12 protein-coding genes are annotated in these 13725 nt (G+C 63.8%); 2 read left to right on the top strand and 10 right to left on the bottom strand.

What is annotated here, in order from left to right:
- Nucleotides 1-2 precede the first annotated feature (2 nt).
- The 10 genes from biuH to GH665_RS28195 all read right to left on the bottom strand — a co-directional run bounded on the left by biuH (nt 3) and on the right by GH665_RS28195 (nt 11529).
- The gene (gene biuH / locus GH665_RS28240) at nt 3-737 is read right to left on the bottom strand and encodes a biuret amidohydrolase (RefSeq protein WP_153140518.1); all 735 of its coding nucleotides are present in this window, start codon (nt 735-737) and stop codon (nt 3-5) included.
- Between the two features lie 75 nt (nt 738-812).
- Complete coding sequence (locus tag GH665_RS28235; RefSeq protein ID WP_153140517.1) at nt 813-1739, bottom strand: ABC transporter permease; 927 nt, start codon at nt 1737-1739, stop codon at nt 813-815.
- Entirely contained in the window at nt 1732-2847 is a 1116-nt protein-coding gene (locus tag GH665_RS28230; protein ID WP_153142338.1) for an ABC transporter permease, read from the bottom strand. The genes GH665_RS28235 and GH665_RS28230 overlap by 8 nt, the downstream gene beginning before the upstream one ends.
- 47 nt (nt 2848-2894) lie before the next feature.
- Nucleotides 2895-3992, bottom strand: coding sequence for a BMP family ABC transporter substrate-binding protein (locus GH665_RS28225; protein WP_054042313.1), 1098 nt, complete (start codon nt 3990-3992; stop codon nt 2895-2897).
- Between the two features lie 39 nt (nt 3993-4031).
- The gene (gene atzF, locus GH665_RS28220) at nt 4032-5885 is read right to left on the bottom strand and encodes an allophanate hydrolase (protein ID WP_167531019.1); all 1854 of its coding nucleotides are present in this window, start codon (nt 5883-5885) and stop codon (nt 4032-4034) included.
- 227 nt (nt 5886-6112) lie between these two features.
- A complete protein-coding gene (locus tag GH665_RS28215) occupies nt 6113-6799 on the bottom strand; it encodes a TetR/AcrR family transcriptional regulator (RefSeq protein ID WP_153140516.1) in 687 nt (228 codons plus the stop codon).
- 84 nt (nt 6800-6883) lie between these two features.
- Nucleotides 6884-7801: an ABC transporter permease gene (locus GH665_RS28210; protein ID WP_153140515.1), complete on the bottom strand. Its 918-nt coding sequence runs from the start codon at nt 7799-7801 to the stop codon at nt 6884-6886.
- Nucleotides 7801-8898, bottom strand: coding sequence for an ABC transporter permease (locus tag GH665_RS28205; protein WP_153140514.1), 1098 nt, complete (start codon nt 8896-8898; stop codon nt 7801-7803). Before GH665_RS28205 ends, GH665_RS28210 begins: the two co-directional genes overlap by 1 nt.
- Complete coding sequence (locus tag GH665_RS28200) at nt 8895-10493, bottom strand: ABC transporter ATP-binding protein (protein WP_153140513.1); 1599 nt, start codon at nt 10491-10493, stop codon at nt 8895-8897. The genes GH665_RS28205 and GH665_RS28200 overlap by 4 nt, the downstream gene beginning before the upstream one ends.
- A 58-nt stretch (nt 10494-10551) precedes the next feature.
- Nucleotides 10552-11529 (bottom strand): BMP family protein, encoded by a 978-nt coding sequence (locus GH665_RS28195; RefSeq protein WP_153140512.1) that lies wholly within the window; start codon nt 11527-11529, stop codon nt 10552-10554.
- A gap of 208 nt (nt 11530-11737) precedes the next feature.
- On the opposite strand from GH665_RS28195, the gene GH665_RS28190 reads away from it, so the two are divergent.
- Complete coding sequence (locus GH665_RS28190) at nt 11738-12538, top strand: cysteine hydrolase family protein (protein WP_153140511.1); 801 nt, start codon at nt 11738-11740, stop codon at nt 12536-12538.
- Nucleotides 12535-13725: an amidase gene (locus GH665_RS28185; protein ID WP_153140510.1), complete on the top strand. Its 1191-nt coding sequence runs from the start codon at nt 12535-12537 to the stop codon at nt 13723-13725. The genes GH665_RS28190 and GH665_RS28185 overlap by 4 nt, the downstream gene beginning before the upstream one ends.

Here is a 13725-nt window from a genome sequence, read left to right as displayed (position 1 = left end):
ATTTATCTGCCTGAAGTGGCGAGCGCCGCTGCTGGCGCCGCCGTCTTGGCCAGTAGCGTAGCCAGCAGCGCATGCGAATCCGATACCGTGCCGAACACACCGCCTTGCATGGTGATCATGTGCAACGCGGCGTCGTGATTGCCCTTGTCGGTCGCGCCGCAGCAGTCGGCCAGCACCGTGCATTCGAAGCCGCGATCGTTAGCTTCGCGCATCGTCGTGTGGACGCAGACGTCAGTAGTGATGCCGGTCAGCACCAGATTGACGATGCCGCGCGTTCGCAGGATCAGTTCGAGATCCGTCGCGCAGAAGGAACCCTTGCCGGGTTTGTCGACGATGATTTCACCTGGCAGCGGCTTTAGTTCGTCGATGATTTCCCAGCCCGGTTCGCCGCGCACGAGGATCTTCCCGCAGGGGCCGTCGTCGCCGATGCCTACACCGTCGGTGCCCGCGCGGCGGCTGCGCCAGCGCTTGTTCGCGGGCAGGTCGGAGAGGTCCGGTCGATGCCCTTCACGCGTGTGGATGATCGTGAAACCCAGTTCGCGCATCGGCTTCAGCACGCGTTTGATCGGCTCGATCGGCGCGCGCGTCAGCGACAGGTCATAGCCCATCTTGTCGACATAGCCACCATGGCCGCAGAAATCCGTCTGCATGTCGATAATCACGAGCGCCGTGTTGTCCGGTCGCAGGTCACCGTCGTAGGGCCACGGGTAGGGTTTTGCTTCAATGAATCTGTTCATGGCGGTGAGATCCTTGTTAGGTCCTGGCGAGGTCTTTGAAGGCACGCATGGCAGGGCAAAATCAGTGGGGCAAGCTCAGCGAGTCAGGCTCAGCTCGCCCGGCGCGCCAGTCAGCGTGCGATCCGGACGGCAATTGACGATCATGATCGCGAGCGTCAGCACATACGGCGCCGCGTTGTAGAGGTAGTAGCCGCTCGTCACGCCGATCGCCTGCAACGCCGGCCCGAGCGCGCCGGCCGCACCGAACAGCAACGCGGCCCACAGGCAACGCAAGGGCTGCCAGCGCGCGAAGATCACCAGCGCGACCGCCATCAGTCCTTGTCCGCTGGAGAGCCCTTCATTCCAGCTCCCCGGATACACCAGCGAAAGATACGCACCGCCGATGCCCGCGAACACACCGCCCACCGCCGTCGCGGCGATGCGCACACGCGTGAGTGGATAGCCCATGGCACGCGCCGTCTCGGCGTGATCGCCGACCAGCCGCAGCACCATCCCCCAACGGGTGTTGCGCAAGCCCCACTGCAAAACGAAGGCCAGCACCATGCCGATCACGAACAGCAGGTTGATATGCAGCGCGTTATGCAATTGTGGCGACGCGGTCCACGTGCCGAGGTCGATGAACGGCAGCATCGGCGCCTGCGGTTCGATGAATGGCTTGCCGAGATAGAACGCGAGCCCGGTGCCGAGCAGCATCAACGCAATGCCGAACGCAATGTCCGACACGCGCGGCAACGAGCACACGAGGCCATGCAGGCAGCCGAGCAGCAAGCCGACGAACCCGGCCGCAAGAACGCCGGCCCACGGCGAGCCGGTCAGAAAAGCACCGGCATAGCCGCTCATCGCGCCCGACACGAGAATGCCTTCGAGGCCGAGATTCACGCGTCCGCCCTTCTCGGTTAGACACTCACCGAGACTGACGAACAGATAAGGCGTGCTGACACGGATCGCACCGGCGAACAGCGACAGCAACAGGATCACGATGGGCGAGTGCATATCAGGCATGGGTCTGCTCCAGTTGCACGGGAAGGTCGGCCTGCGCGGCGGCCTGCAATTTGACGCGCCAGGCGGCGATGCGCCCGCCAAGCGCTTCCCACGCGAGCAGGTTCGCAAACAGCAGGCCTTGCAAGACGAGCGTGGTGGCGTCGGGGAGATCGAGCCGGCGTTGCAGCAGCGAACCGCTCGCCTCGATGCCGCCGATCATCAGCGCGCAGGCGATGATCGCGAGCGGATTCTGCCGTGCGGCGAACGCCACGAGGATGCCCGCGTAGCCATAACCCGCCAGCAAGGATGCATTTGCGCTGCCTTGCACCGCCGCCACTTCGAACATGCCGCCGAGTCCGGCCGCAGCACCGCCCAATACGCACGCGGCAAGAGCCAGCAGATTGACCGGCAAGCCGACGATGCGTGCCGCACGATGACTGCCGCCCACCACGCGCATCGCAAAGCCCTTGGTGCTGAACTTCACGAACACCCACGCCGCAATGCAGGCGACGACGCCCCAGAACAATCCCCAGTGCGTGTCGAGTCCGGGGATCGAGCCGATCATCATCGCGTCGGGCACCGGATAGGTGGACGGCTTATTCAGGCTTGCGGGGTCGCGCAGCGGCCCTTCCACCAGATGTTTGAAGAGCGCGATCGCGATATACGACATCAACAGGCTGCTGATCGTCTCGTTGACGCCGCGCCACTGCCGCAACGCACCGACGGCCCCGATCCAGAACCCGCCGGCCAGCATGCCGGCCACCGCCATCAACGGCGTGGCGATCAGCCAGGGCGTGCCGTGTGGCAGCATCTGCGGGACGATTGCCGCGCACATGCCGCCGAGTGCGAGCGCGCCCTCGCCGCCGATCACGATCAGTCCAACCTGGGCAGGCAGCGCGACGCACAATGCGGTCAACATCAACGGCGACGCGCGCAGCAAAGTGCTCTGCCACGCGAACGACGAGCCGAAAGCGCCCTCAAAAATCAGCCCGATCGCATCGACCGCCGGCTGCCCCTGCACCAGCAGGAACAACGAGAACAGTAGCAGCGTGCCGAGCACCGCCAACGCGGTCGGCAGCGCGGGCAAGAGCGACAGCATCGCTCTCGCGGTAGGGGCATTGGGGCGCATCATGGCTCCTTCGCTCATGCAAACTCACACAATCACGCAGGCCAGGTTCAGATCTGGCCGACGACGCCCGCCACCAGATAGTTCATGCTTTCAAGCGTGTAATCGGTCTGTATGTGGCTCGCACCGGAGGCGATCGCCGTGCCGCCCTTGTTGTCCTTCATCGGTCCTTTGAAGATCACGAAATTGCCGGCCACCATGCTGCCTTTGATCGAGTCGGCGTTCTGCTTCGCCGGCGCGGTGACTTTCGCGCCGTACGGTGACATCTTCACGAAGCCCTCTTTCAAGCCACCGCGCAACACATTCGGTTGCGGCGTGCCGGCCTGTGCGCCCGTGACCAGTTGCTTGTACGGCGTCGCCCAGTCCCATTCCGCACCGGTCAGATAGCCTTTCGGCGCGAGCGCCGCCTGGCTCGCGTGGTAACCACAACTCATCGCGCCGCGCTTTTCCGCCGTTTCAACGACGACCTTCGGGCCATCGACGTGACAGGTCAGCACATCGCAACCCTGATCGATGAGACTGTTGGTAGCTTCCGCTTCCTTCACCGGCATCGACCAGTCGCCCGTGAAAATCACCTGTGTGGTGATCGACGGATCGACGGACTGCGCGCCAAGCGTGAACGAATTGATGTTGCGCAGCACCTGCGGAATCGGTTTGGCGGCGACGAAGCCGAGCTTCTTGCTCTTCGTCATGTGGCCCGCGACGACGCCGTTCAGGTACTGGCATTCGTCGATATACCCGAAGTAGCTGGTGATGTTCGATGGGTTGCCCTGCTTCCACAAACCGCCGCAATGCGCGAAACGCACCTTCGGATATTTGGCCGCCATCTTCAGCACATGCGGATCGAAGTAACCGAACGAGGTCGCGAAAATGAGCGTCGCGCCGTCCTGTTCGATCATCGCTTCCATGGTTTTCTGCACGGCGATGGTTTCGGGCACGTTCTCCTCTTCCACCACCTTCACATCAGGCATCTTCTTGATGACGGCGGCAGCAGTCGCCTGAGCCTGGTTGTAACCGTAGTCGCTGCGTGCACCGACGTAGATCACGCCGACCGTCGTCTTCGGCGCGGCAAACACTGATTGAATCGGCAGGATATTGCCGAGCGTCAACAGGCTGGCGCTCTTGATGAAATTGCGGCGACTGGTCATGGTGTCCAATTCCTGGTGGGGGGTGAAGAGCGTTGGCCCTCAGTTGACATTCAGGCTGTCGAGATAAGCGAGCCAGCCGCCAAACGAGGTGATGTCTAGTGCACCGCTGCCGTTACTGACTGCCGACGGCTCGCAGATGAAGCCCTTCACCGTGAGGCCGTTGGCGAGTTGCACGGAGCCGATACCGAGCGGTGCGGGCACGTCGGCGACAAATTTGCCGAAGCTGCGCAGCGGTATGTCCCAGACTTCCACGGCGATGGGTGCGCCTTGCTGGTCAGTGACGCGCACAAGGCCTGGTTTCGGCGGCTGCGTATTCGCAAGCGCGTAAAGCGTGTAAGAGGCTGCGGTTTGCGTCGCCGTGACAAAGCGCGCGCCGGCTTCCTGAAGCTGCCAGTTCAGCGGCTGGCCACGCAGATGCGCACCGACCACGGCAAGCGCGACGGTCGGCTCCTGAAACGGCAGTGGCGCGATCGTGTTTGCTGCAGGCGCGGTTTTCTTTTCAGCCACCGTCCCGGCCATGTCCGCAGCCTCATTCCCGAACAGCGCCTGGATCCGCGCGCCCAACTCGGCGAGACGCCGGTCCGCGCCGCTCGGCGCGATCAGTGTGACGCCCGCTGGCAAGCCGTCGTGGCGACGCTGACATGGCACGGCCAACGCGCACAGGTCGAGCAGGTTGACGAAGTTCGTGTAGTAGCCAAGCTGGCTGTTCAACTCGACAGGATTGGCCTGCACGTCGGCGCTCAACGGATGCGTCGGCGTGGTCGGGACGATCAGGATGTCGATCGTCTCGAAGAGCTGCTCGGCGTGCCGCTTCAGATCGGCGAGCGCGTACTGGCCATTGAACGCGTCAGCGGCACTGTAGCGATCCGCTTTGCCGATCACTGTGGCGACGACCGGATGGACCGCTTCGTGATGCGTCTCGAAGAATGAACCGAGCGCGGCGCGCCTTTCCGCCACCCAGGGGCCGTCGTAGAGCAGCGCGGAGACCTGTTGGAGCGGCTGGAAGTCGATCGGCGTGGGCGCGAGATGCAGATGGGTGGAAAGCGTATCGAGTGCGGCCGAGAAGGCCTGATTCGCCGCTGCGTCACCATAGAACTCGAGATGATCCGGCACGCCGATCCGCGGCGCGCCACGCAGGAGACCGAGTCCCGGGACCTTGCGCGAGTAGCCGTCGAGCGGATCGAAGTATGCGATTTCGTTGAACACGCGCCACGCATCGTCAACGTCGTGCGCGAACACCGAGATCGTGTCGAGGCTGCGACACGCCGGCACGACACCGCGCTTGCTAACGAGTCCAAGCGATGGCTTCAGGCCGACAAGCCCATTGAACCCGGCCGGCACGCGCCCAGACCCGGCCGTATCGGTGCCGAGCGAAAAGGCCACGCAACCCGCGGCCACGGCAACCGCCGAGCCTGAACTCGACCCGCCTGAGACGCGCTCTGGAAACTCGGTGTTCCGCACCGCGCCGTAAGGCGAACGCGTGCCGACGAGGCCGGTTGCGAACTGGTCGAGATTGGTCTTGCCGATCAGGATCGCGCCGGCGTCGATGAGGCGCTGCACGGCGAATGCGGAGGTGTCCGGCGTATAGCTGAAAGGCTCGCACGCGGCGGTGGTCGGCAAGCCGGCAACGTCGATATTGTCTTTGACTGCGAACGGCACGCCAAAGAGGGGCATCTGTTCGAACACGGCACTGCCCTGTTCTTCGTAGAGCGCTTCGAGCGCGTGGGCGCGGGCCTCCAGGTCTGCAGCGGGCACACGCAGGATCCAGACTCCCGGCCGGTCGATTTCAGCGATACGAGCAAGCGCCGACGCCACGACTTCAGACGGCGTAAGACGCTTGGCGGCATAAGCCGAAAGGAGACTACGGACCTTCAGGGGCGACGAAATGGGCACTGGTTTTCCTTGAGTCCAATCTTGAATACAAGTTTGGACTCAAATTAGCAGGAGCTATGCCAGGTGACTTTCAGGTTCGCCCGAACATGCTGCCAGCCTTACCAGGTTTGGTTTTGCGCCGATCCTCCCGCGAGGAGAACAGGCCACACCCCCGTCCTTCAATCAATGCGTCATGGTGCAGCGCTCCCCAACTCGGGGCTCCCGCGCCCTGCATTCGAGCCGGGCGCTTACGGCGCACCGGCGACGACAAACGCGCGCACCATCTCATGTGCCTGCGCCTTGTGATCTTCCTGCCACTGCGTGGCGAGCATGTCGGTGTTGAAAATCCGCGACAACGTAAAAGCGTTCGACTTGTGAAACGAACACAGACTCACCAGTGCGACATACAGATGAAGCGGGTCCATGTCCTTGCGCAACGAGCCATCGTTTTCGCCACGCGCGATCACCGTGCGCAGCAGGCTCAACACCGGCGACGACATTTCCGGAATCGCGCTCGAGCGCTTCATCACCCGGGCGCGGTTCAGATTTTCGAACGACAGGAGCTTCGACAGTTCGGGATGGGTCGCGAAGTGCCCCTCGATGAAATCGTAAAGCTGCACGATGGCCGTGACTGGCTCGATCTGGTCGACATCGAGCTTGAGTTTGAGTTCGGCTTCCCGCAGGCGCCCCAGCACGAACTCGAGCACCTCCAGATAAAGCGCCTCCTTGCCGCCGAAGTAGTGGTAAATCATCCGGATGTTGACCTTCGAGCGGCTCGCAATCGTCTCCACGCGCGCGCCGCTTAGCCCCTTGTCGGAAAACTCGGCGATCGCAATCTTGAAGATGCGCTGGCGGGTCGCCGCAGCGAGCTTCTGACGCTGGGTTGTGGGCGCGGTCGATGCAGCGGAGGTCGATCGGGCGGAAGCACGTTTCATATCGATGGAAAGCCTGGCGGTGGCGGGGTTGTGTCAAATGGATGCGTCAGGGCTGCGTGACTTCACGGGATTGTAAGCGCGGCCTCAGCGCCGGAACGGCTGGGTTAGCGCAAGCGGCGCGGTTTGCCGGCCGATCAGCCCCGCCACCGCGATCAGCGCAAGCAGATAAGGCAGCATCACCAGTAGCGCAGTCGGCACATGCACACCGATCAAGGGCAACTGAAACTGCAACGCGCTCGCGGCACCGAACAGCAAACACGCACCGGCAGTGCGGCCAATCCGCCAGTTGCCGAAGATGATTGCCGCAATCGCCAGGTAGCCAGCGCCACCGGTCATCCCTTCGGTGAAAGTGTGAATGTCGCCGATCGAAATGAAACAACCCGCGGCGCCCGACATAACGCCTGAAAACAGCACCGCGCCATAACGCAGCCGGGTCACCGAGAGCCCCGACTGATCGACCGACCTCGGCGCGGCGCCCACCGCGTGCAGCGCCACGCCAAGCGCGGTGCGCCGCATCACGAGCGAGGTTGCCAGCAGAATCGCGAGGCCAAGATAGACGAGCCACACCTGGTGAAACACGGGCTCTCCGATGACCGGAATCGCACCCAGACCGGGCGGCGACCAGCCCGCGAGACCGGGAATCACCGCGCTCGAACGTTCGCCGAACAGTTCGCGATAAGCGAGCGTCGTCGCGCCGAGCGCGAGGATGTTGATGCCGATGCCCGTCACGATCTGATTGGCGCGCAACGTCACGCTCAGGAACGCTTGCAGCAAGGCGATCGGCAGCACGCCGAGCATGCCGATCGCGAGACCCAGCGCCGCATTGCCGGTCGCCCATGCACCCGCCGCGCCGAGAAATGCGCCCGACAGCATCATGCCCTCCACGCTCATGTTGAGCACGCCGGCCCGTTCGCTGATCAGTTCACCCGTCGAAGCCAGCATCAGCGGGGCGGCAAACCGGATTGAGGAGCCAACGAAAACCGCTACGAATTCCGCGTTCATCAACGTGCTCCTTTCGGCTCGAGCCACAGCGACCCGCCAGCCAGCGCGACGATCACGACGCCCTGCACCACCAGCACCAGCGCCGACGGAACGGATGCGACCATTTCCATATTGATGCCGCCCGAGCGCAGAAAGCCGAACAGCAACGCCGCCGCACACACGCCGGTTATCGAGCCGCGCGCGAGCAAACCGACCACAAGACCGTCAAAACCATAGCCCGACGAGAAGCCGGCTTTCAGCGAATATTGATCGCCTTGCAGCATCAATGCGCCAGCGAGACCGCCGAGCGCACCGGCCAATGCCAGCGCGCCGACGATTGTCGACGTGATCGGCATGCCGGCGCGGCGCGCCGCCAGCGCGTTCAGGCCGACTGCGCGCAGATACATGCCGAAGCGGCTATACACCAGCGCCAGCGTCACCACGATGCACAGCACGAGCGTGATCGGCAAACCGATATGCAGCCCCGTGGAGCTTGCGCTCGACAGCAGCGGAAGTTTGGTCGAGTCGGGAATATCCAGCGACTCGGGCAGCGTGGCCGCGTTGGTCATCGGCTGGCGCAGCAGCGTTTCGGATTGCACGCACCAGTAGAGAAACCACACCGCAATGAACGTCAGCAGCAAGGTGCTGATCACCTCGCTGGTGCCGGCGCGCGCTTTCAGCCAGCCAGGAATCGCGCCCCATGCCGCGCCGGCCAGCGCGGCCGCCAGCATCGGCATGATGAATGGCAGACCGAGCGGCAAATGCGCGACGTGGCCATAGAGGCTGACGGCAGTGGCGGCGACGCCGCCCATCGCGATCTGCCCTTCACCGCCGACGTTAGTCAACTGCGCGCGGTTCGCCAGCACGAAGCCGCTGCCGACCAAGGCGAACACGAGGCTGCGATTGATCGACGCGCCGATCGCGTAAGGCGAGCCCCACGCACCGTCGGCGAAGGCGGCGAGCGCATCGCCGAGCGGCACATGAACGATTGCAATCAGCGCCAGTGCCGCCGCAACCGCGACGAGCGCCGCGCCCGCCAGTACGGCAGCGGTTCGCACGCGCCGCGAAGCGCGCCATGAGGCGATGGGCAAAGTGGTTAATGAGGTCGTGGGAGTCATGCTGTCTGGCCTGCCATCCATGCGCCAATGCGCTCGCGTTGAAGATTGAGTTGCGACGCATCCGGCACGCAGGTGCCCATGATGCGGCCGCGATACATGACGAGGACGCGGTCGGCCACCGTCATCAGTTCGTCGAGTCCAGACGAGATCAGTAATACGCCAACGCCCCGGTCGCGCGCGGCGCGAATGTGCTCATACACCGCCGCGACCGCGCCGACGTCGAGGCCTCGCGTTGGCTGCGCCGCGACCAGCACGGCAAGCCCCTCAAGCGTGAGCTCGCGCGCCAGCACCGCTTTTTGCTGGTTGCCGCCCGACAGACCGCGAAACGCGACGTCGGGACTCGCGGCACGCACATCGAAACGCTGCATCAGCGCGCGGGCGTCGCGCCGCATCGCGCGACGGCGCATGAAGCCGCGCCGCGTGTAGTCGTCGAGGCGGTTGAGAAAGAGGTTTTCGGTCAGGCTCATGTCGGGCACACAGCCAACCGCGTGCCGGTCTTCCGGTACCACGCCGACACCCACCTTCGTCAACATCTGCGGCGCGGCCTGCGTGCAGTCTTTGCCCTGCACGAAAAAGCGCCCGGCACTCGCTCGTTGCAAGCCGGCCAGCACCGCGCCGAGTTCGCTCTGACCGTTGCCCTCCACGCCCGCGATGCCGACGATCTCATTGCGGTTGACCACCAGCGTGCAGTCTTCGAGACGCGTGACGCCGTCGGCATCGCGCACCGTAAGGCCGTCGATCTGCAAGGCTTCGTCGGCGAGCGGCCTGGCGTAAGGTGAAGCGCTGCGGGGTTTCAGCGGCGCGGGCTTCGCGTCGTGGTCCGCCTCACGGTTCAGCTCATGGCCCTCATTCCCCGGCCGTTGAATCATGGCCCGCACGAGCGTGTCGACATCGGCCGACGGCGTGCTCGAACGAGCGACCACGCGGCCGCTTTGCAGCACCGTCGCGCGGCTTGCGATCCGGCGGATCTCCGCCAGCTTGTGCGTCACCAGTACAACCGCGCAACCGCGCGCGACAACCCGCGCACAGGTGTCGAGCAACGCATCGATTTCAGCCGGCAGCAGCACGGCGGTCGGCTCGTCCAGCACGAGAAGTCGAGGCTCACGGATCAGACACTTGACGATCTCGACGCGCTGTTTTTCGCCGACCGACAGATCCGCGACCCGCGCATCCGGTTCAAGCGCGAGCCCCAGATCAGCCACCAGCGCGCGCACCCGTTGCGCCTCGCGCTTGCGATCGAGCCAGCCGCGTACCTGGCCGAGCAGCAGGTTGTCGAGCACGCTCACGTCTTCAACGAGACTGAAATGCTGATGCACCATCGCGATGCCGTGCGCAAGGGCGTCGCGTGGACTGTGAGGCTGATACGGCTCGCCATCCAACCACATTGATCCCGCGTCGGGCTGATGCACGCCGAACACCACGTTGCACAGTGTCGATTTGCCGGCGCCGTTCTCGCCCAGGAGGCAATGCACTTCGCCCGCGAAGAGTTCGAGCGAGACATCGCTCAACGCCTGAAACTGGCCGAAGCGTTTGTCGATGCCGTCCATGCGCAGGACCGCGGCGGTGCGCGGCGCATCCCGACTTGCGCGGGCCATGGCGCCCTCATCGGCAAACGCCGTTGCGCAAGCGGCAGAAGCTGGAGTAGCGTCCATCTCAGCCTTCCGATACCTTGATCTTGCCGCTCTCGATGTCCTGTTCGATCTGCCTGATTTTCGTCGCCATCTCCGGCGTCGGCTTGCAGACAACCATGCCCGACGCCTTCGGCCCCATTGCCAGGCCGAACGCCTTATAGCCCGGCTGCCACGTGCCGGCCGCCATCTGGTCGATTGCATACTGCACCTGATAGCCGACGCCGGTAATCGAATACGCGATATACAGCGGGTCCGTGCCGCACCGGTCGGTATAGCTGCCGATCACATGCGTGTGCTTCTCGTTGGCCGCCTGCTCCATGCCGCGCAAGCCGAGATTGAGGATGTGATAGTGAACGTCCGCGCCCTGAGAGATGGCCGCCAGCGTGGCCTCCTTCGCCTTCGAAACATTGTCGAAATCGCCCGTGTAGCTCTCGAAGTACTTGATCTTCGGATTGATGGAGCGCGCGCCGTTGCCGAACTCCTTGCCGGCGTTGACGATTGACGGAATCTCCATGCCGCCCACGTAACTGACCGCGCCGTTCTTCGACAGCATCGCCGCGGCCGCGCCGGCGACGTATGCGATCTCCGCCTGCTTGACGTCATAGCCCGCCACGTTCGGCGGCATGTCCTGCCCCTTGTTGCCGCCGACGATCGCGAACCTCACATTGGGAAAGCGCTTGGCGATCTTCAGCACCGACGCCTGGGTCTGCCCGCCCACACCGATCACCAACTGGTTCTTCGACGCGAGGTTGGTCAGCGCCTGTTCCATGTCGGCGTAATTGATGTTTTCGATCATCTGCGTCTTGAGCTTCGGGCCCAGTTCCTTCTGCGCGGCAACGAGCCCGTCGTAGCCGGATTCCATCCAGCCCTTGTCCGATTTCGAACCGGGAATCAGCACGCCGACCCGCAGCGGATCGGCAGCAACTGCATGAACCGCGCTGGTGGATACGGCGAGCGCCACGACGCAGGTGGCGAGGGTTTTGAACTTGACGATCGACATTCTGGCATTCCTCTTGCGTTTGGTTTGGGTAAGTAGGTTATTCATGAACGAAACAGATGCAACTTCGATGCCATGCCGTGCTTTTGACAGACGCCGGACTTCGTTCCGATCTGCTCGAAACAACGGACTGCGCGCCGCAAACGCACCGTGCGGCAAGGTCCTGGCAGCACCATTTTTATGGCGATTCAGACACGATGGAGAACCTCCGATGAAACAACACGACGCATATGGCACAAGCGTTTCCGGCCAGTTGGGCCGCGACGGCCGCTCTCGCTGGAGTGCCAGCGAGAAACTGGTCGACATGTCCTTGCCCCCGCCCGAACCAATCGTCGCGACGCTGTCGTGCGAACCGCAAAACGTGCGCATCGACCTGCGCAGCACCGCGATCGTCGTCATCGACATGCAGAATGATTTCTGCACCAACGGAGGATGGGTTGCCCAGATTGGGGGCGATTTCGCGGTGGACCGCGCGCCGATTGCACCATTGCAGCGCCTGCTGCCGGCTCTGCGTCGCAGCGGCGTGCCGGTTATCTGGGTCAATTGGGGAAACCGGCCCGACCTCGCCAACATGCCGCCGAACCAGTTGCATCTATATAAGCCGACCGGAACTGGCACAGGCCTCGGCGAACCGCTCGCGAGCAACGGCTCGCATGTGCTTGAGAAGGATTCCTGGGCAGCTGCAGTGGTCGACGAACTCAAGCCGCTACCCGAGGATATCTGCGTGGACAAGTACCGCATCAGCGGTTTCTGGGACACGCCGCTCGACAGCATCCTGCGCAACCTCGGCATTCGCACGGTGATGTTCGCGGGCGTGAACACCGATCAGTGCGTGCTGCATTCGCTGACCGACGCCAACTTTCTCGGTTATGGCTGCGTGCTGGTGGAAGACTGCTGCGCGACGTCGTCGCCGGCGTTCTGCACGGAGGCGACCGTCTGGAACGTGAAGAAGTGCTTTGGCTTCGTCACGGATTCGGCGCGCATCGTCGATGCCTTGGCGGATGCTGCATGAGTGCGTTTATCTCTGGCCCACGCGTACGGGTGGCTGCGACTGCGAGCGGGCCGCTCGATGGCCTGCGCTTTGCGGTGAAGGATCTGATCGACGTCGCGGGCGTGACGACCGGTGGCGGCAATCCTGACTGGCGGGAAAGCCACGAGCCGGCGCGCTGTCATGCGCCCTGTGTCGGTGCGCTACTGGCTGCCGGCGCGACGCTCGACGGCAAGACGATTACCGACGAACTAGCCTATAGCCTCGAAGGCGCCAACCATCATGACGGCACGCCGCTCAATCCGCGTTGGCCGCATGCGTTGCCAGGCGGATCGTCTAGCGGCTCTGCGTCGGCAGTGGCCGGCGGTGAGGTGGACTTCGCGTTAGGCACCGATACCGGCGGCTCGGTGCGCGTTCCCGCTGCGTTCTGCGGGTTGTGGGGTATGCGGCCGAGTCACGATGCAATCTCGCTCGAAGGCGTGTTGCCCTTCGCCCCGTGCTTCGACACGGTCGGCTGGTTCGCGCGATCGATCGATGGGCTTGCCGCGGTGGGCGACGTACTGCTGCCGCAAGCGCCCTCTGCGGCTTCCTCGTCCGGGCAGCCGTTGCGCCTGGTTCGTGTCGCCGAGGCGTTCGCCGCTCGTGCGCGCAACGAGCCCGACGATGCTTTACGCCTTGAGGCGTTAGCTGAATTGTTAGGCGCGGACACGTCGCTCGATCTGTTCGCCGGGGACGAAGCGAGCTGGCTCGCGTGTTATCAGGCCGTGCAGGACCTTGAAATCGACGCCTCGCTCGGCGACTGGATCCGTTCGGCGCGGCCGCGTTTCGGTCCATCCATTGCGGCCCGCTTTGCGCGGCTGGAGACGCTCGATCGAAAGCAGGCCGCGCAATGGCGTGCCACCCAGCGCCAACTACGCAGCATGCTGGATGCGATGTTCGAACCCGATGCCGTGCTGCTCATGCCGACCACGCCCGTTGCGCTGTTGCCGAAAGACGCATCGGGCGCCGCAATCGGCCGCTTCTATGAAGCTGCGCTCACGATGAACTCGATCGCCGCGATTGGCGGCCTGCCGCAAATCACGCTGCCATTCACCGACGAAATCGATCGTCCGCTTGCGCTGTCGCTCATCGGCACGCGCGGCAGCGACCGAGCGTTGCTTGCCTTCGCGCGCGATCTATACGCGCAGCACACCTTGGCGAATCTTCAGTAG

Origin of the sequence: Paraburkholderia agricolaris, from assembly GCF_009455635.1 — a bacterium.
GTDB classification, from domain to species: Bacteria; Pseudomonadota; Gammaproteobacteria; order Burkholderiales; family Burkholderiaceae; genus Paraburkholderia; species Paraburkholderia agricolaris.
This window is presented reverse-complemented; position numbering and strand designations above follow the sequence as displayed.

Coding starts and splice junctions, on each gene's coding strand:
- GH665_RS28205 (WP_153140514.1), bottom strand. CDS start 8,898: ATGACTCCCACGACCTCATTAACCACTTTGCCCATCGCCTCATGGCGC.
- GH665_RS28185 (WP_153140510.1), top strand. CDS start 12,535: ATGAGTGCGTTTATCTCTGGCCCACGCGTACGGGTGGCTGCGACTGCG.
- GH665_RS28215 (WP_153140516.1), bottom strand. CDS start 6,799: ATGAAACGTGCTTCCGCCCGATCGACCTCCGCTGCATCGACCGCGCCC.
- GH665_RS28200 (WP_153140513.1), bottom strand. CDS start 10,493: ATGGCCCGCGCAAGTCGGGATGCGCCGCGCACCGCCGCGGTCCTGCGC.
- biuH (WP_153140518.1), bottom strand. CDS start 737: ATGAACAGATTCATTGAAGCAAAACCCTACCCGTGGCCCTACGACGGT.
- GH665_RS28225 (WP_054042313.1), bottom strand. CDS start 3,992: ATGACCAGTCGCCGCAATTTCATCAAGAGCGCCAGCCTGTTGACGCTC.
- GH665_RS28190 (WP_153140511.1), top strand. CDS start 11,738: ATGAAACAACACGACGCATATGGCACAAGCGTTTCCGGCCAGTTGGGC.
- GH665_RS28230 (WP_153142338.1), bottom strand. CDS start 2,847: ATGCGCCCCAATGCCCCTACCGCGAGAGCGATGCTGTCGCTCTTGCCC.
- GH665_RS28235 (WP_153140517.1), bottom strand. CDS start 1,739: ATGCCTGATATGCACTCGCCCATCGTGATCCTGTTGCTGTCGCTGTTC.
- GH665_RS28210 (WP_153140515.1), bottom strand. CDS start 7,801: ATGAACGCGGAATTCGTAGCGGTTTTCGTTGGCTCCTCAATCCGGTTT.
- GH665_RS28195 (WP_153140512.1), bottom strand. CDS start 11,529: ATGTCGATCGTCAAGTTCAAAACCCTCGCCACCTGCGTCGTGGCGCTC.